General features: G+C 67.0%; 15 protein-coding genes and 2 pseudogenes. 4 read left to right on the forward strand and 13 right to left on the reverse strand.

The genetic code is table 11. From position 1 onward, the window contains the following. The first annotated feature begins 67 nt into the window (after positions 1 to 67). Positions 68 to 811, forward strand: a complete 744-nt coding sequence (locus ABD292_RS09765) for an alpha/beta fold hydrolase (RefSeq protein ID WP_344206745.1) — start codon at positions 68 to 70, stop codon at positions 809 to 811. 253 nt (positions 812 to 1,064) lie between these two features. On the opposite strand, the gene ABD292_RS09770 is transcribed toward ABD292_RS09765, so the two are convergent. Then, positions 1,065 to 1,193 carry a hypothetical protein gene (locus ABD292_RS09770; RefSeq protein WP_344206746.1) on the reverse strand — a complete coding sequence of 43 codons (129 nt, stop codon included), beginning with the start codon at positions 1,191 to 1,193 and terminating at the stop codon, positions 1,065 to 1,067. A 19-nt stretch (positions 1,194 to 1,212) separates the two neighbouring features. Then, positions 1,213 to 1,444, reverse strand: a pseudogene (locus ABD292_RS09775) (DDE-type integrase/transposase/recombinase); the annotation flags it as partial. Positions 1,445 to 1,561: 117 nt separating this feature from the next. Between ABD292_RS09775 and ABD292_RS09780 the strand changes: the two are divergent. After that, positions 1,562 to 1,981 carry an HIT family protein gene (locus ABD292_RS09780; protein WP_344206747.1) on the forward strand — a complete coding sequence of 140 codons (420 nt, stop codon included), beginning with the start codon at positions 1,562 to 1,564 and terminating at the stop codon, positions 1,979 to 1,981. Positions 1,982 to 2,144: 163 nt separating this feature from the next. On the opposite strand, the gene ABD292_RS09785 is transcribed toward ABD292_RS09780, so the two are convergent. The 5 genes from ABD292_RS09785 to ABD292_RS09805 all read right to left on the reverse strand — a co-directional run bounded on the left by ABD292_RS09785 (position 2,145) and on the right by ABD292_RS09805 (position 8,925). After that, positions 2,145 to 2,438, reverse strand: a complete 294-nt coding sequence (locus ABD292_RS09785; protein WP_344206748.1) for a hypothetical protein — start codon at positions 2,436 to 2,438, stop codon at positions 2,145 to 2,147. A 35-nt stretch (positions 2,439 to 2,473) separates the two neighbouring features. Further along, on the reverse strand, positions 2,474 to 3,658 hold the full coding sequence (locus ABD292_RS09790) for a hypothetical protein (protein WP_344206749.1): 1,185 nt from the start codon (positions 3,656 to 3,658) through the stop codon (positions 2,474 to 2,476). Then, a complete protein-coding gene (locus ABD292_RS09795) occupies positions 3,655 to 6,588 on the reverse strand; it encodes a DEAD/DEAH box helicase (protein ID WP_344206750.1) in 2,934 nt (977 codons plus the stop codon). The genes ABD292_RS09790 and ABD292_RS09795 overlap by 4 nt, the downstream gene beginning before the upstream one ends. A 16-nt stretch (positions 6,589 to 6,604) precedes the next feature. Then, the gene (locus ABD292_RS09800; protein ID WP_344206751.1) at positions 6,605 to 7,687 is read right to left on the reverse strand and encodes a hypothetical protein; all 1,083 of its coding nucleotides are present in this window, start codon (positions 7,685 to 7,687) and stop codon (positions 6,605 to 6,607) included. Between the two features lie 347 nt (positions 7,688 to 8,034). Then, positions 8,035 to 8,925 (reverse strand): NAD-dependent epimerase/dehydratase family protein, encoded by an 891-nt coding sequence (locus ABD292_RS09805; protein ID WP_344206752.1) that lies wholly within the window; start codon positions 8,923 to 8,925, stop codon positions 8,035 to 8,037. A 141-nt stretch (positions 8,926 to 9,066) separates the two neighbouring features. Between ABD292_RS09805 and ABD292_RS09810 the strand changes: the two genes are divergently transcribed. Next, entirely contained in the window at positions 9,067 to 9,960 is an 894-nt protein-coding gene (locus ABD292_RS09810; protein ID WP_344206753.1) for a LysR family transcriptional regulator, read from the forward strand. A 506-nt stretch (positions 9,961 to 10,466) separates the two neighbouring features. Here the strand turns inward: ABD292_RS09810 and ABD292_RS48910 are convergent. The 3 genes and pseudogenes from ABD292_RS48910 to ABD292_RS09825 form a co-directional block, all read right to left on the reverse strand. Further along, positions 10,467 to 11,915, reverse strand: a complete 1,449-nt coding sequence (locus tag ABD292_RS48910) for a TIGR03854 family LLM class F420-dependent oxidoreductase (protein WP_425565044.1) — start codon at positions 11,913 to 11,915, stop codon at positions 10,467 to 10,469. Positions 11,916 to 11,918: 3 nt separating this feature from the next. Then, entirely contained in the window at positions 11,919 to 12,431 is a 513-nt protein-coding gene (locus ABD292_RS09820) for a hypothetical protein (protein WP_344206755.1), read from the reverse strand. Between the two features lie 22 nt (positions 12,432 to 12,453). Beyond that, positions 12,454 to 13,054, reverse strand: a pseudogene (locus ABD292_RS09825) (tyrosine-type recombinase/integrase); the annotation flags it as partial. Positions 13,055 to 13,432: 378 nt separating this feature from the next. Here ABD292_RS09825 and ABD292_RS09830 point away from each other — a divergent pair. Next, on the forward strand, positions 13,433 to 13,786 hold the full coding sequence (locus ABD292_RS09830; protein ID WP_344206756.1) for a helix-turn-helix domain-containing protein: 354 nt from the start codon (positions 13,433 to 13,435) through the stop codon (positions 13,784 to 13,786). A 27-nt stretch (positions 13,787 to 13,813) separates the two neighbouring features. On the opposite strand, the gene ABD292_RS09835 is transcribed toward ABD292_RS09830, so the two are convergent. The 3 genes from ABD292_RS09835 to ABD292_RS09845 form a co-directional block, all read right to left on the reverse strand. Next, the gene (locus tag ABD292_RS09835) at positions 13,814 to 14,404 is read right to left on the reverse strand and encodes a ClpP family protease (protein WP_344206757.1); all 591 of its coding nucleotides are present in this window, start codon (positions 14,402 to 14,404) and stop codon (positions 13,814 to 13,816) included. After that, positions 14,401 to 15,027, reverse strand: a complete 627-nt coding sequence (locus tag ABD292_RS09840) for a ClpP family protease (protein WP_344206758.1) — start codon at positions 15,025 to 15,027, stop codon at positions 14,401 to 14,403. Before ABD292_RS09840 ends, ABD292_RS09835 begins: the two co-directional genes overlap by 4 nt. 361 nt (positions 15,028 to 15,388) lie before the next feature. Beyond that, positions 15,389 to 16,342 carry an NAD(P)-dependent alcohol dehydrogenase gene (locus ABD292_RS09845; RefSeq protein WP_344206759.1) on the reverse strand — a complete coding sequence of 318 codons (954 nt, stop codon included), beginning with the start codon at positions 16,340 to 16,342 and terminating at the stop codon, positions 15,389 to 15,391. Positions 16,343 to 16,416: the final 74 nt, after the last annotated feature.

Below are 16,416 nucleotides of genomic sequence, written 5' to 3' on the forward strand. Positions count from 1 at the left end.
GACCTATGTGCCGAGCCGATAGACAGGGATAAGGGGAATCGACATGACTCAGGGTGCATACGCCTCGGTGAACGGCATCGACCTCTACTACGAGATCATGGGCGCTGATCACTCCGGTCCGCCGCTCGTCATGTTGCACGGTGGCGCGTATACGTTCCATCTGAGCTTCGACTCGCTGCTGCCGGCGTTGACCGCCGAGCGAAAGGTGATCGGTATCGAGCTGCAGGGGCATGGGCACACCGCCGACAGCGACCGGCCGTTCTCCATCCGGCAATGCGCCGAGGACGTGATCGCGCTGCTCGATCACCTCGGCGTCGAGCGGGCCGACTTGTTCGGCTACAGCTTGGGCGGGCTGGTCTCCACCGAGGTCGCCGTCTCGGTCCCGGATCGGGTCGGCCGGGTCGTGCTGGCGGCCTCGCATTTCGGGGCGACCCGGGGCGAGGCGTATTACCCCGAAATCACGGCGTTGGAGCTGGATTCGCCTCGGATGCCGACCGCGGCGGAGTCCGAGGCGATGCAACGCGCCTACGAGGAGGTGGCGCCGAATCCCGAGGGGTTCTTCCCGTTCGTGGCGAAGATCGGGCCATTCGTACATGATCTCGACGGGTGGAGCGACGAACAGCTGGGCCGACTGACGATGCCGGTCTTGATCATCGTCGGCGACACCGACTTCGTCCGGCTCGAGCACGCGGTCGAGATGAAGCAACTGCTGCCGAACGCGCAACTGGCGATCCTGCCGGGCACGAAGCACCTGCAGGTCATCCGGCCCGACCTGGTGCTGCCGATGGTGACCGCGTTCCTCGGCCGGTGATCAGCCCCGGCAGGTGCGGAAAGAAGACTGGAGTGATTCTGGTTGGTAGTCAAACGCACCCAGGTCGTTCCGCGTCAGGACGCGTAGCGGGCGCTTGTATGGTTCCGCTGGGACGCGAGCTTTGGCGCTTGAGGGCTAAGCACACCTGCCGGATGCGCTGGACCTATTCGGGGGCTGGGGTGTGCGTAGTCTGACGGGTGGTGAGCTTCCCGTCGACGAGCAGGTAGACGGGGGCGGCGTCCGGGACAGGTGTTCACCGCCTTATCGATCCCCAGTCGTACGGCCGGCTCGGCCACGTCCCGAACCGCTCGTCGCCGCCGCTGAAGCGGTCGTCGTCGTGCTCCTGATGGCCGCGCCCCGCAACCGAAGTGTCGCGCGTCACCTGCGAAAGGAGAACGGTTCGAGCCGCGGTCGGTATGGGACACGGCGCCTGGCTGGAGCAGACCGGTGCCGGCGGCCATCCGGATCCTCCTTGACCAGTTCGGCGCGATAAGGGTCGGTCATCGCCCAGCCCAGCACCGCCTTGCTGGGGCAGTCGATCACCGTGGCCAGGTAGAGGAAGCCCTCCCAAGTGCGGACATAGGTGATGTCGCCGACCAGCTTGATGCCCGGCCGCTCAGCGGTGAAGTCGCGGCTTCGACCAGCGCTCGACGGCACGGGTCGCAGTGAGGCTCTGGACGCGTCCCGCTCTCCCAAGCCTGATCCGGCGTTGCTACGCTCTGGTTCGATCAAGTGGAGGAGAGGCGGCGCATGACCGGGACCTGTACATTCTGCGGCATCGTAGCTGGAGAGATCCCTGCGGAGATCGTCTACTCCGACGAGCATGTGGTCGCCTTCCTTGACATCTCGCAGGCGACTCGCGGTCACACCTTGGTCGTTCCCCGCGAGCACTGTCGCGACCTGACCGACATCGGTCCGGACCGCGCGGGCCTGCTGATGCGGGGTGCTGTGCACACCGCCGCTCTGCTGCGGCGCGCGCTGGAACCGGGCGGGATGAACATCTGGCACGCCACCGGCCCTACGGCTTGGCAGACCGTGTTTCACTTCCACCTTCACCTGCTTCCCCGCTACACCCCCGAGGACCTCAGGCAGGCATGGAAGCATCGGGAACTGTCGCTGTCGTCGCTGTCGCCACTGGCCGATCACATCAGAACCGCCGCGGCGTCCTGAAAGCGCGTCGCCTACGGCGCCGTCCGTCTGATTTGCCCCACGCGGACAGGGCAAGGGATGACAGTTGAAAACCAGCAACGACTTCGACCGAGGCGGACACCTCGCGGGGGCAACATAGAGGGGCGTACGAATTTGAGCACGTGCCGAGCACTGCGACCGTCATCTATAGATGGTGCCAGCGGGGCTGGAGCGCGGCGTCACCACCAGCATGAATAATGGAATTTAGTGTCTTGGCGGGATCGCGCTTCTGTTGAAGAGTGAGCGGTTCTATCGGTTGGGCATGAATGCTCGGACTGATGTGTGCTATCAAGCCTGTGATGCGCGGGTCATAGTCATCGTAATCATCCCATTCGTAACTTACCGGAGAAGACGGTTCTATGCCGCTGGCTCGCGCAGCGTCGACGAACCAGTAGAGCTGACCGAAAGTCAACTTCGCTAAGCGTACTGTGATGAACACGATGTCCCTTCTGATAGCGGCATCCGGACCGACTTTCATTCTTTGAAATCCAGAGCGCCGTATCCGGTCTTACGGGCGTGCATCTGCAGGTCGTCGAGAGTGACGTCGGCATCCGGTTCGAGCTGGCGGCAGACGCGTTCGAGGAACGCCATTACCTCTTGAACATTGCGGCGGGTCGCTGTCGCGTACGCCAGGGCCCGGTTGAGGACGGCCTTGGTCCGAGTAGGGGCGTCGTCGCACCACAGCTGGAGGACGTGGCTCCGTGGAGCCACATACGAGCCGAGCATCGTGAGTGCGAAGGTGCCTTTTTCCCTTGCCTCGATCGTGTGCTGCAAATAGCGGGAGGGCGGAAGGACGAGCCGGAAGCCGTAGTGGTCGACCCAGGAGAGTGCCTGTGGGGTGATTTTTCGTTCACGCATCCACTCCGCGAAATGGTCGCGTGGCTGCTCGGAGTCGGCGCTCTCCATCACGTGCGTGGCCGTCGGCCAGCAATTGAGGATCTCTTCCAGGTGGTGGTCACGCAGTTCGGCGACACCGGAGTAGATGAGTGTCCTGAGCCGCCGGCCGTCGTGTGCCCTGACGGCGTAGCAGGGTAGGAATGCCCGGCTCACCTCCAGAACCTCAAGGTTGAGCAGTTCATCAGGCAAGTCGTACTCGCCTCTGTCGGGACGTCGGGCAACTTCTGCGACGGCGCTGGGGCGGAATCCGCAGGCCTCGGGGAGGAGGCGGAAGGCCCGCTGGGCGTACGCGGCGTCCCGATCGAGAATCCGCACGCCATGAGCGTAATGGGCGGTGCGAAGCGGTCCGCATCGCACGCCGTCGAAATACAGGCGCAGCCGCTCCTGCTTCTCGGTATAGCGGCGGTCGTCGCGCACCGACCGCAGGCCGCGCTCGGTCAGGGAGAGGGCGTCGGCGCTGCCTTGCAGATGGCCGATGCCGCCCAGGAAGCGCAGGACCCGGTCGACCATGTGCTCGGAGACGCCCAGGAACGCGGCGATGTCCTGGAGGCGGGTGAACCCGCCTTCGGCGATGGCGAGGCCGACATAGCGATCGAGGAGGTCGAACGGGCTACGTTCTTCGATGGTCGCGGAGAGCTCCGCGGCGTGCAGGGGAAAGGCGAGCGCGTGGATCCGCACGGGCCGGGTTCCGGGCAGGTCGGCGGCGTGCTCCAAGGCGCGGGCCTGGGCGTAGAGGATCGTGTCAGTTGACGTGCTGCTCATGGGTTCTCCCCGAGGCGTCGCATGATGTCGCGATAGCCGCGCAGGTCGCCGGAGGTTCGTACGTGATCGTGCAGTGCGTGTGCCAGGTCCCGGAAGCCGGAGTCGGTGGCGTTGAGGAGGGTCATGAGGTCGCCGACGAGGATCAGCCGCTGCTTGGCCCGGGAGAAGGCCACGTTGGAGCGGCGTACCTCGCTGAGGAAGCCGACATTGCGGTACGGGTTGCTGAGCGTGAACCCGAAGAGGATGGTGTCGTGCTGGCCGCCCTGGAAGGAGTCGACCGTCGCCACCCGGCGAGCGACGACGCTTTCGTCACCGATGCGCCGGGTGAGCAGGGAGGTGACCAAGCCGATCTGAGCCGCGTAGGGGAGAATTACCGCCCAGTCATCAGACTGCGCGTGATAGTGGGTGGCTAGGAGTGTCAGCAGCCTGGCCTCACACTCGTTGAGCCGGCTGTCCTTGGGCCATGGCTCGTCCGCGCGGGGTCTGCGGTCGCGCCGCGCACGCTCCGGGAGTTCCGCGGTGTCGACGAACGCCACGGGAGCGGCGAACAGGTCGTCGTGGTGGACTCTCCTCACGTCGGTTTCCAGGAGACCGTCGTAGAAGTGGCGGGAGATGAAGCGGGCCAGGCTCTCGGGCATCCGGCGCTGGTAACGGAGCAGCTCCTTGTTCTCCGGAGGCGTCACGGGGAACAACAGCTCGAAGGCGCTGTCAGTGATGAGCCGGACCAGCCCGGAATCGCCGGGATGCTCCTTCTCGGCCCAGGCGACGAGCCGTTGGTCCGGCAGCGGCGGCAGCTGCACGTGGTCCCCGACGAGGACCGCCCTGCGTGCCCTGACCAACGGAACAAGCAAATCAGCCGTGCCGATCTGGCCGGCCTCATCGACGATGGCCACGTCGAAGTCGACGTCGTCGAGATGCTCGCTCGTCGCGGTGCCGATGCAGGTCGCGCCGATCACGTCTGCGTATCTGACGAGCTCGCCGTACAACTGCTCAGTACGCCGTTCGAGTTGTGCTCGCCAGGAGATCAAGAGATCGAACCGGCTGCGCATCCGCCCGAGTGTCGAGCCTGCGGCGCGCAGGAATGCGGCCAGCCTCGCCGGGTCGGCGCTGATCTCGGGCGTCTCGCCGTCGAGCAGTCCGCGCAGAGACGTGGCGACCTTCGCGGCTCGTTCTGCGCCGGCTCGTCGCCTGGCCAGGTCGCGTTCGTGAGTCCGTCGGGCGGCCACGAGGTCGGGATGCGTGGCACGGACCTGGTCGAGCTCGACCGCCAGCCGTGCCCGGTCCTGCGCGATCAGGCCCGAAGTCCGGCGGATGTCCTCGGACTCGGCCGCCGTCCCGGATCGCTTCTCTTCGAGACGGATGAGCCGCCGCCGGAAGAACCGGCCGACCAGCGGGAGGCCGGCGGCCTTCCGGGCACTGTCCAGCGCGCGTTCTAGCCGGTCGAGGGCATGGACATGTTCGGCGAGCAGCTCTTCGTGGCGGCGCTCCTCGTGGTCCAAGGCGGCCGTCCGCTCTCGGAGGTCGGCGGTCACGGAATCTTCACGCTCAGCCAGGACAGCGGCGCTTCGCTGGACATCCGCATCAGCCTCCTTCAGACGCCCCAGGTCCTGGGCGAGCTGCCGGTACAAGGCGTCCGCCGGACCATCCGAAGCCGCCGCTGCATAGCGCGCGAGAACAAGCTCCGTCCGCTCGGCGATGCGCCGCTGGAGCTCGACCGCCCGCGCCTCAAGCATCAGGTGCTCGCAGCCCGGGGTAACGCCGTCTTCCCGGCCGATCCGCAGGACCAGCAGGTCTTCCGGCAGGTCCTGGAGCACGTTGTCCACCGCTCGGTTGGTGTAGGACGAGATGAGGACCTTGCGCTGCTCATCGGCGCAGGCGAGAACGACCTGGCGGATGGTGTGCGTCTTGCCGGTGCCGGGCGGGCCCTGGATGAGAGCGAGGTCGGGAACGGCCAGAGCCTTGTGAAAGGCACTCAGCTGGCTGGCGTCCAGACGCTCCCGGGGACGGCGCCCAAGGACGGGGGCAAAGGGCTGGAAGCGGTGGTCGGCCAGCGTGGTCAGGAGCTGAGGATTGCGGGTGCGGCCCTCCCGAAGAATTTCGATGGCCGCCCGCTGCTTGTCGTAGGCGATCAGGTTGGGTGATTCAGCGAAGGCACCGCTCTCAGGGATCCGGCCGAAGTCGACGGGCCGTTCGAACCTTACTGTGGCCACGCCCTCGTCGATCCGCTCGATCCGGCCGCGTAGGTCGGGCTCGCCGTCAATGTGCACGCGGGCGCCGGCCGTTAGACGGTTGGCGTCGATGAGCTGGAAGGCGTGCACCGACCGCGCGGAGCGGCGGGTCGCCGCCACTGGGGTGACGCGGTGGTACGGAACGAGTCGGCTGGCGTCTCCAGCCGAGGCCTCGATCCGGCGTCCCTGATCTACCAGTGTGCCGAGTTGGTTGAGGAACGCGGTGTGGGAGGCCCGTACTGTGGGCGTTGGCTCCTGGCCGGGCGGCGAGGTGAAGCCGGTGGCCCAGGTGGTCTGGATTGCTGGCCAGCCGGAGGAGTGCTGCAGCTGGGAGGGGTGGTCGAAGACCCGCCATCGCCCGGCGCGCAGCAGCAGGCCGCCGCGCACAATCTGGTCGTGGTCGCTGAAGTGCATCGGATGGATCCCACCGATCCAGTAGCCACGCGAGTCCTTGGTGGGGAAGAGCATGAGCGCGTACCGGCCGTCGACATAGATCTTGAGGAAGTCGTCCCGGCCCTCCCAGCCGCGTTCCACACGAGCGGGAATGAGGTTCTGCGATCCGGCCGACCACAGGTCGTGGCGGATCCCTTCCAGCCCTGGCAGGAGCGGATGCCGCTCGCGTTGTCTGACCAGCTTGCCGGGGAAGTTCTTGGACCAGATCAGACCGACCTCGACGCCGAGATCGACGATCTTTCTCTCCACCAACTGCTCCTTCACCTCACATGCGCAGTCCCGCGCTGAGTTCCACGATGTCTCCGCGCCCAGCCGGATCAGGGACAAGCGCGCGGTCGAGGGCTTGGGCGAAGCGCTCCGGGACTGCAGGGTTCAGGACCGCCGCCGAGACGAGCGGTACGGGCGGGCGTCCGGTCACCGTCACGTGGATCAGCTCGGCCAGGCGGCGAACGTCCTCGGCGGGTTCGACGGGATGGAGGAACGCATCGCCGACGTCACGGAGAAAGAGTGCCCCACCTCGGTCGGTCATGATCGAGTCAGAGTCGAGGGAGCCATGGGCGAGGCCTCTGGCATGTAGGGAAGCAAGCCCTTCGCAAAGTCCGGCGATGCCAGCGGCCAGGACCCTCACGGCCTCGGACTCGCGGCCTCGGCCGCCATAGAACTGGGCCAGGGTGGTGAACGAGGGGATCGCAGTGACCAGTGTCGCCGTCTCCGCGGTCATAGACGCCGCGACGGGCGGAGGCAGGCCGGGGAGTGCTTCGGCGAGCAGGTCGGCCTCGGCGGCCAGGGCGACGCGGAGATCCAGGGCTTCGGAATCGGGCCACCTGGTGGCGATTCTGCGGATCCAGAGGTGATGGCCGTCAGGTGTGAGCGCGAAGGCCCGGGACCTGATCGCTCGGCCGTCCGTGGACCTCTCCTCTTGGGGATTGCCGGCGATCCGGTAGGCGACGTCCCCGATCTCAACGATCTCGCCAAGGCCCATGGGCTTTTCGTCAAGCGGCTTGTCCGGCTCCGGCCGTGCCCGCTCGACGACCACCCACCCCTCATGCTCGGCTTTGATGGCGCGCAAATGGTCATCCGGCCATAGGCCCGGCTCTTTGTCGATGGTCCGGTGGCAACTCGGGCACAGCAGCATGAGGTTGCTAAGGCCATCGACTTCCGCCGGTCTGACCGCCTCCCGGCGAGGCCCGTCAGGGGAGTGGGGTGCGATGTGGCCCATCTCGCCGATGTGGTGGGTGCCACCCTCGATGTCCAAGGGTCTGCGGCAGATGGTGCATCGCCTGTCGGTCGCGTCGAAGAGCGCGCGTCGAATCTCGTTGGGGATGTGCTTGCGCTGAGCTTGCGCCACTTGAGGATGGTAGCGACTGCTGCGCCCAGATGACGGCTGTCCGCCAAAGTACGCAGCCTCCGAGCAGGTAACTCACTTGCCGCGAAAATCATCGAATTAGGTGCAGGTTTGAGCCCGAGCCAAGCCCTGCGACCGTCATTCATGAATCACGCCATGAGGTGCCTAGAAGATTCCGGACAGCCAGCTACATAAGCTGACAGCAGTCTGGAAGAGGTAGGTACGTGACGAGGCGTCGCAGGCAGTTCTCGCCGGAGTTCAAGGAAGAAGCCGTCCGCATGGTGCTGGCCGACCCCGCGGGCTCCTCGCTCCATGCGACGAGCCCGCGGTGAGAACCGGGATGTGGTGCGTCAGGAGATCGCGGCGAGCCGGTTCGCGGCCAGGTCCTCGACGATCGTCGACTGCTCCGGGGTCCAGCCGAGGATCCGCCGTGCGGCGTCCCCGCCGGCCTGCTGGTCGAGCAGCAGCGCCTCGCCGAGCAGGCCGAGGCGTTCGAGCGTCCGGGCCACCGGCTCGGGAGCGACCCGGCCGGACAGGCCGATCGCCCGGCTCACGGCTTCGGTGATCTCGCGGACAGTGGGGTTCACGCCACTGGCCCCGATGAAGTACGAGCCTGCGGGCGCGCTCTCCAGCGCCCGTACGTAGAGCACGGCGAGGTCGTCCACGTGCACCGTGCCCCAGTGCTGCTCCCCATGGCCGATCATGGTGAGGGCCGGCGCGTCTCCTGCGGTTCTCGGCCCCGAGGCCACGAGGTTCAGCAGCCCGCCGCCACGGCCGTAGACCACGGCGGGAGCCACCACCGCGACGCGCACGCCGGGCGTGGAGAGCACGCGCTCCACGATCGGCACCCGCCAGGCCGTCAGACGCGGCGGGTTCATCGGGGTCGATTCGGTGATCGCGGTGCCGCTTCCGTGCACCCAGAGTCCGCTGGTGTGGACGTAGGGCCGGTCGGTGCCCTTGAGGGCGCCGAGGATGTGCGTGGCCGCGGCGTCGTCGATCCGCGCACTGCTGTCGTCACCAGGAGCGGCCAGGTGGATCACGCCGTCGGCGGCGTCGGCGAGCCGGTGCACCGCATCGGCATCGGCCAGGTCGCCGAGGACAGGGACCGCCCCTCTGGCTCGTACGGCCTCCGCCTTGCCCTGGTCGCGGACCAGGGCGGTGACCTGGTGCCCCTCGGCCACCAGCCGATCGAGAACCGCCGCGCCGATGTAGCCGGTTGCGCCGGTGAGAAATACGCGCATGAGTCGTCCTTCGTCGAGGAGTTGTGGAAGGCGGCCTGGAAGCCGGTGGCCGCGCTGGCCACTGTTGTCGATGGCCGCTTATCGTGTCCAACGAAGAATCTCGATGCTCATATCGCCGGCACCGATAGATGGAGGAGGCACATGGACCAGCGCAGGCTGGAGTACTTCATCGCGGTGGCCGAAGAGATGAACTTCACCCGTGCCGCCCAGCGCCTCCACGTGACGCAGTCGACGCTGTCGGCGGGGATCAAGGCGCTGGAGAGTGACCTACGGGTCGAGCTGGTGACCCGGTCGACCCGATCGGTCCAGCTCACCGAGGCGGGATCGGCGTTCCTCCCCGAGGCCAGAGCGGCCCTGGAGGCTCTGGACCGGGCCCGCGCCACCGTTGAGCCGGTCTCCGCCGGCCTGCGCGGCAGCCTCACGGTCGGCATGCTCACCAGCATGACCGTCGTGGACGTCCCCGCATTGGCCGGTGACTTCCATCGCCGGCACCCGGGGGTGCGGCTGCGCGTCGCGATGTCGCAGCGCGGCACGGCGGGGCTGGTCGAGGACGTCAAGGAGAGCCGTGCGGACGTGGCCTTCGTCGGCAGGCGCCTCCGGGACGAGCATCTCAACGTCATGCCGATCAAGGATTTTGAGCTCCAGCTGCTCGTCGCCGAGGACCACCCCCTGTCCCGGCGTGACGCCGTGCGCCTTGCCGACCTCGCGAGTGAGCCCTTCGTCGAGATGCCGATCGGCTTCTGCCAGCGGGAGCTGGTGGACGAGGCGTTCGCTCGCGCGGAGCTGACGCGTCAGGTGCTGGTCGAGGTCTCCGACATCACTACGATTCCCCAGTACGTGATGCGTGGGCTCGGCGTGGCATTCCAGCCCAAGACGTTCCCCGTGCACCCCGGTCTGCGCGCGGTGGCGCTGCAGGGGACGGGACTGTCCTGGACGCTCTGCGTGATCAGCTCTGCGAAGCGCAAACCGACCAGGGCGCTGCACGCCTTCATGGACCTGCTCCCACGGCACATCCATCACGAGCGCGCCTTCTGACAGGAGATCGATCGACGATGGCGACGGAAACGGTCAGCCGTCGCATGCGAGGACCAGCCGGAGCACTACGCCACGGTCATGACGGCCTCGGACAAGGGGCGGAGTACTGGCAGAGACCGTTGATCGAGTGATCTGTATTCACCTGTGCGGGAAGAGCGGCGGTCACCTTGAGCGGTCGCCGGCGGCATAGCGGCTCCAAGGGCTTCCGACTGCCGCATTCTGGCGTGTCGTCGACAGCTTCCTGTGCCGCTCGAATGTCGGGTCACGTCATCTGAGCTGCGGTTGAGCGGCGTGATGGTCTTCGTTGGTCGTCAAGGTCGTCGTTCACGTGCGCGGCAGGCCGTGTCGCGGCATCCGGGGCGTCGGTTCCGGGATCGGCGTTCGCGGCCGAGTGGTGACGATCCGCAACCCTCCACCTTGAAGAACTCTCGGAAGGCGGAGGTGAAAGGCGCGCCTCATCAGCAGGCCCCCAGTTCAGAGCACGTGGGGGCACGTCAGGGTTGCGCTCAGTTCTGCAGCGGCATGAGGTGGTCGGCGAACTCGTCGAGCCAGCGCTCGACCGAGGACACAGGCGTGGCGGGCCGTACGACGAACTTGGTGATCCCGGCCTCGACGAAGCGCCCGATCAGATCACGGGCGGCGGCCCAGCCGACCGGGACGATCTCGGCGGGGTCGGCGCCCGGGTTGCGCCTGGCGATGGCGTCGATCGCGGTGGCAGGGATCTCGGTCGCGGCCACCGCGAGGCTGGTGCCGTAGTGGTCGGCCTCGATCTCGCGGCCCGCCTCGGCCGCGTGCGCCGCGATCGCCATACGGCCGGCGGCGGCCTGGTCAGGAGTGAGGAAGCTGGCCAGCCAGCCGTCGGCGAGCCGACCGGCGCGGCGCAGGGCGCGCTCCCCGCTGCCGCCGACCCAGATGTCGAGCGGCCTGGCCGGCAGCGGGCCGACCCCGGCGTTCTCCACCGCGAAGAACTCGCCGTGGAAGGTCACCTTCTCCTGCCGCAGGAGCAACCTGAGCAGCTCGAGCGACTCGTCGAACACCGCACCGCGCGGCCCGGGAACGGGGAACGCCTCCCGCTCGGCGGGCCTGGCCGGGGTCAGCCCGAAGGCCGGCAGCACGCGCTTGGGGGCGAGCGCAGCCAGCGAGGCGAGTTGCTTGGCCACCCGCACCGGGTGACGGCCCGGCAGGATCGCCACCCCCGTGCCGGCCTTCAGCCTGCGGGTGGCGGCCAGCGTGTAGGCCATGCCGACGATGGGCTCGACGGACGGCCCGTGGACGATCTCCGACAACCACAGCGAATCGATCCCGAGAGCCTCGGCCCGCTCCGCGAGTCCGGCCAAGCGGCCAGGGTGGTCTCCAGGTGGCGGAGCTATCCCGATCCGTACCTTCATCGGGCCATTATCGGCCGGACCGGCGCGGGCCTGCTGATGCGGGGGCTGGGAAGCGGGAATCAGAACCGCCGCGGCGTCCTGAGATCGGCGCTGCTCCCGGCGCTGTCCACGTGCTTTGTCCCACGTGGCGGTGCAGGGGGTCACAGTTGGAATCCTCGACGGCCTCGATCCGAACGGGCAGCTCGCGCTGCGGGGTTTTTGAGTTGCGTCCAGGGTGGAGCAAAACGCACTGAGATGGCACGAACCATCATCCAGTGGCACAGTGCGACACTTAAAGATCTTGCTTCTGATCTGGCGGTGCAGGTTCGAATCCTGCAGGGCGCGCAATCGAGACCAGCTAAAACCTCGTCTGAGCTGGTCTTTTGCTTGGGTGCGGCTCTCGCGTGATGTGCAGCAGTAGGCCGCCGAGAGCCCCTGTCTGTCGGTGGTCACGGGATATACGCGGGATGAAAGGGGCCACGTTTTCGTACGTCGAGGCCAGGTTTCTGGACGTCTGCGGGATGAACCCGACGTGAGCCGAAGAGCCCCGGAGCGATCCGAGACCCATGGCTGGCGATGGACTCCCATGTTCTACGGTTCCTGATCTGCCTTCGCGTCGGGCCACCCTGGTGCGGCATCGACGATTTTGCGTGCCTGCTCTCGAAGCTCGTCGTCGGTCGGCGGAGTCCCACGTAGGACTTCCCAGCCGTCGATGAGGAGGATCAGTTCCCAAATCTCGTGGGGGGTGGTCCATCTATCGCTGAGCTCCATGATCAGGAAGTCGGCGCCCTTGCCTATGGGTAGCGTGCCCTCCGCTATCCCCTGCACCACGTCCTGAGCGACCGCCCACGGCTCGCGCTGGAGGTCGATGGACGGGAAGCCGCTCTCCGCCAGCACCTGGCGGACCAGCGGCTCAACTTCCTTCATAGGTCCGATGGACAACGCGTAACCCGCAAGCTCCCACACCGCCGGCGTATCCAGACCGGCCTCGATGAGCTCACAGGCCAGCCATCCAGCATCCGCCGCCCTCCCCGGGAGCCGACCCCAGAGGAGATCACCTCTGAGGTCGGCCAGACGATCTTTGAGCTCAGCCGGGAGATCCACCGGGCCAGTATCCCCGGATCGATCAGTCACGAGCCAGCGCACCCTCTATCTGCTGGTTGGCCACATTGCGTTGTCCGTCAATGCACTTGGCGTAGATCCGGAGCATGACGTCCGGTCCGTGGCCGGCCCGTTGCGCCGTTTCGGGTGCGTGGACGCCAGCCTCCAGCGACAGGGAGACGGCGGCGTGCCGCAGGTCGTACGGTCGGCCCGCGAGGGGAGAGGCGACCTGATCGGGAGTGAGGGCGTAGGTTCGGGCCTCTTTCCAGATCTTGGCGTAGGCCGAGCCGGAGATCACGCCGTCCGTCCTGGTCCGGAAGAGCCGTCCGTCCTTGGCCGTGCCGTGCGTGTCGAGGTGCGCCCGGAGGATGGCCACCAGTTCGGGCGGGATCGGCACCGGCCGCGTGGTCTTCGCGTTCCGATGCTTCAGTGCGTTCGTCGTGGGCCTTGCCGGAGTCGGTGAATCGCTTGTTGCTCTGGGGTGCGGTCTTCTCCAGAGTGAGCAGGCCCCAGCCGGATGCGGGAAGGTCGACTGTGGCGAAGTACTGCATGTCAGAGACGGCCACCCGGCGCAGGTTCTGCACGAACCGATCCACCAGTTTGGAGAAGTGAAGCGCATCGCGGGCACGAGTTGCCGGTTGACGGTCAGCGTGCTGCCGTCGAGATTCATCTGAACCTCGTTCCCCGCTCGCTGCAGGTCGCCCAGCAGGCGGGCCACCGCCTTGAGGTTGTCCAGGGGGACGTGTGCGGCGGCTGCCTGGCCGGAGCGGGCGATCAGTTCGACCACGTTCACCAGCGGGTCCTGCCAGCTGAGCTTGCGCCTTTGCAACGCCTGCGCAAGCGGTGCTCACGTGGCTGCTCTTCGGCTTCACCGAGTGGTCGCCGCCGCGACGACCGCTCGGTGAGCGCGCGAATGGCCTGAGGCTGGGCAAGGGTAAGCGGAGACGGTTCTGCTCTGCGCGAAGCCGGCAGAGCTCGAACGCGCCATCGATCTATGGTGAGGCATGGCCTCATCCATGCCGTCGCGTCCAGCGATCAATCGGACCGCCCCCGAGCCGTCTCCGGCTCGCGAGCCGCTGTGGCGGCAGGTGCTCGGTGAGTGCTTGAGAGGGCTTCGCCATGAGCGGGGCGAGAAGTTGAGCGAGACGGCAAGCCGCGCCGGAGTCTCGCCGCAATATCTCTCCGAGATCGAACGAGGCGTCAAGGAGCCATCGAGCGAAATGATCGCCGCGGTCGCCGGAGCGCTGGATGTGACCCTGGTCGATCTGACCCTCGCCGTTGCCGAGAGTTTGCGGCCTGCTCAGCAGAGCGCGTCGAGAGGTGTCACCTGCTCGGCGGCGTATGCTCTGGCCGCGTAGCGCGGCTCGCCGGGGTTGTCCACGGGCCTATGAACGCTCCTCGATGATCTGATCGAGGAGCCCGTACTCCAAGGCCGCAGTAGCGGTGAACACGCGATCGTGATCGGTGTCGGCGCGCAGGGTCTCGACCGACTGGCCGGTGTGCCGTGAAAGTATGCGCTCGATGTCCGCCCGGACACGTACGACCTCGTCGGCCTGCAAGATGAGATCGGGGATCGTTCCGCGCCCCTGGGCTGCCGGCTGGTGCAGGATGATCCGTGCGTGGGGGAGAGCGGCACGTTTGCCTTCGGCGCCCGCGGCGAGAAGTACGGCACCCACCGCGACGGCCTGTCCCACACAGGTCGTCGAAACCCGCGGGCGGATATGGCGCATGGTGTCGTAGATCGCGAGCATCGCGCTCGGGTCTCCGCCTTCGCAGTTGATATAGAACTGGATCTCCGCCTCGGGGTTGTCTGATTCCAGAAAAATCAGCTGCGCGATGAGAGCATTCGCGACGCCCGCGTCGATTGCGGTGCCCAGGTAGACGATCCGCTCGGTGAGCAGGTGCGAGTAGACATCCATGATCCGCTCGCCACGAGGGTTCGAGGCGATGACGTTCGGGATCGTATATGTGGTCACTGGCCGACTCCTTGGGTGATGCCGAATCCGAGCCGCGGGCGGTTTTGTGGCGCGATTTCGTCGAAGTTCTGCACGATGGCGTCGATGAAGCCGTAGTCCAGTGCTTCCTGTGCCGTGTACCAACGATCGTGCAGAGAATCCTCGAATATGCGCTCGACAGGCTGACCTGTGTCCTCGGCAATCAGACCGAGCACTGTGTCGCGCGTATGCCGGAGGTCGCCGGCCTGCAGTTCGATGTCGACCGCGGTGCCACCGATTCCCGCTGAGCCTTGGTGCATCAGGACTCGTGAGTGCGGTAGAGCGCGGCGCTTCCCACGGGCCCCCGACGACAGCAAGAACTGCCCGGCACTGTAAGCGATACCCAGGACGAGGGTCGATACGTCACAGGGAATGAGGCGCATGATGTCGCGGATCGCAAGCATCGACGGGACCGAGCCACCTGGGGAATGGATCCACAAGGCGATATCGGACGACGCATCCTCCGTGGCGAGCGCCATCAGCTGGGTGGCCAGCAGTGTCCCGTTGTCGTCGTCGAGAGGGCCGTCGAGAACGAGAACACGCTGCTCAAAGAGTTCGCGTCTCATTCGTGGGTTGAACAGCGGAAGTTTCGATTCTTCGCTCATGCGTCCATCTTGTGAGGCGATCCGGACCGGCGTCGACACGATCTGCCTGGGGCAGATCTGCTCTGAGCAGCGAGAGCTCCTGCGCAGGGACAGCGCGATTACCGGCCGGTTCGGGGAGCGCGGTCCGGCTGCCGGGCCGGCTTCGATATTCGTATGGGTATGGGTACGCATGGCCAGAACGGCTTACGGCTCCACCTGTCGAGCCGAACTTGTGGATCGTCTGGGCACTGATGTCCGTGCGCAGATCACGCACCTGACCGAGCGCGGCCTCGGCGGCGTCTTGGGGGAGGCGAACCCGCCGCGGCGCAGCGGCCCGCGCCGCTTGCCGTCCGCGGTGGGCGGGAGTTGCTTCGCGCAGGGGTCAGCGTTGCATGTCGATGATGAGCTTCCCACGGACTCCGCCGGTCTCGAGTCGTCGGTGGGCCTCTGCGACGTCGTCGATCGGGTAGACGGTGTCGATCACAGGGCGGATGCTGCCGGCCTCGGCGGAGGCGGTGAGCTCGGCGATCCGCGCGGGGGAGGGGTTGTTGCTGAAGAGTTTCACGCGCCGGGGGGAGAGGGCGGCTCGCAGCCCCGTGGTGATCATCGAGGTCAGGATGTGGTTCTGGTCGAAGGCGAGGGCGACCATGCGGCCACGCCGGCTGAGCCGGGCCTGGTAGGCGCCGAGGTCGGTGCCCACGACGTCGAGGATCACATCGTAATGACCGAGGTCCTGCGGCCGGGTCGTGCGGTAGTCCAGGGCCGCGTCGGCGCCGAGTTCGGTGACCCAGCCGAGATTGCGGGTGCCGGCGAGCGCGGTGACGTGGGCGCCGAGCGCCTTGCCCAGTTGCACGGCGATGTTGCCGACGCCGCCTGTGGCGCCGCGGACCAGGAGCCGTTCACCGCCGGCCAGCCGAGCCTTGTCGGTCAGGGCGGTCAGGGCGGTGGTGCCCGACGAGGGCAGGGCGGCGGCGTCGAGCAGGCTCAGGTTCTCGGGTGCTCGGGCGAGTCGCTGTTCGGGGACGGCCACGTAGTCGGCGATGGCGCCGAAGGTGAAGTGCGGCATCAGCCCCCACACCTCCTGCCCCGTGCTCCAGGCGTGTACGCCGGGGCCCAGGGCCGCGATGCGGCCGGTGAAGTCGCCTCCCAGGCCGCGGGGGAATCGGGCTCGGGCGATGCCGCGGAGTCTGCCTGTGCGGAAGGCGAGTTCTCCGGCGTCAACGCTCGCGGCGCGGACCTCGACGAGTACTTCTCCCGGCCCGGGCTCCGGCGTGGGCACGTCGTTGACGTGCAGCACCTCGGGAGGGCCGAAACGGGTGTATTGGACGGCGCGCATGATCTCTCCCAGTCGCTCCGAGCGTAAGTGGGCTGGCGGCCCACTTAGGGTTCGGCTACTCTAACCGGAGCGCC

Source organism: Nonomuraea bangladeshensis (genome assembly GCF_039529455.1).
Classification (GTDB): Bacteria; Actinomycetota; Actinomycetes; order Streptosporangiales; family Streptosporangiaceae; genus Nonomuraea; species Nonomuraea bangladeshensis.

Excerpts from the sequence above, each read along its gene's own strand:
- ABD292_RS09780 (WP_344206747.1), top strand. The coding sequence starts at position 1,562 with ATGACCGGGACCTGTACATTCTGCGGCATCGTAGCTGGAGAGATCCCT.
- ABD292_RS09790 (WP_344206749.1), bottom strand. The coding sequence starts at position 3,658 with ATGAGCAGCACGTCAACTGACACGATCCTCTACGCCCAGGCCCGCGCC.
- ABD292_RS09805 (WP_344206752.1), bottom strand. The coding sequence starts at position 8,925 with ATGCGCGTATTTCTCACCGGCGCAACCGGCTACATCGGCGCGGCGGTT.
- ABD292_RS09810 (WP_344206753.1), top strand. The coding sequence starts at position 9,067 with ATGGACCAGCGCAGGCTGGAGTACTTCATCGCGGTGGCCGAAGAGATG.
- ABD292_RS48910 (WP_425565044.1), bottom strand. The coding sequence starts at position 11,915 with ATGGGAGTCCATCGCCAGCCATGGGTCTCGGATCGCTCCGGGGCTCTT.
- ABD292_RS09830 (WP_344206756.1), top strand. The coding sequence starts at position 13,433 with ATGGCCTCATCCATGCCGTCGCGTCCAGCGATCAATCGGACCGCCCCC.
- ABD292_RS09840 (WP_344206758.1), bottom strand. The coding sequence starts at position 15,027 with ATGAGCGAAGAATCGAAACTTCCGCTGTTCAACCCACGAATGAGACGC.
- ABD292_RS09845 (WP_344206759.1), bottom strand. The coding sequence starts at position 16,342 with ATGCGCGCCGTCCAATACACCCGTTTCGGCCCTCCCGAGGTGCTGCAC.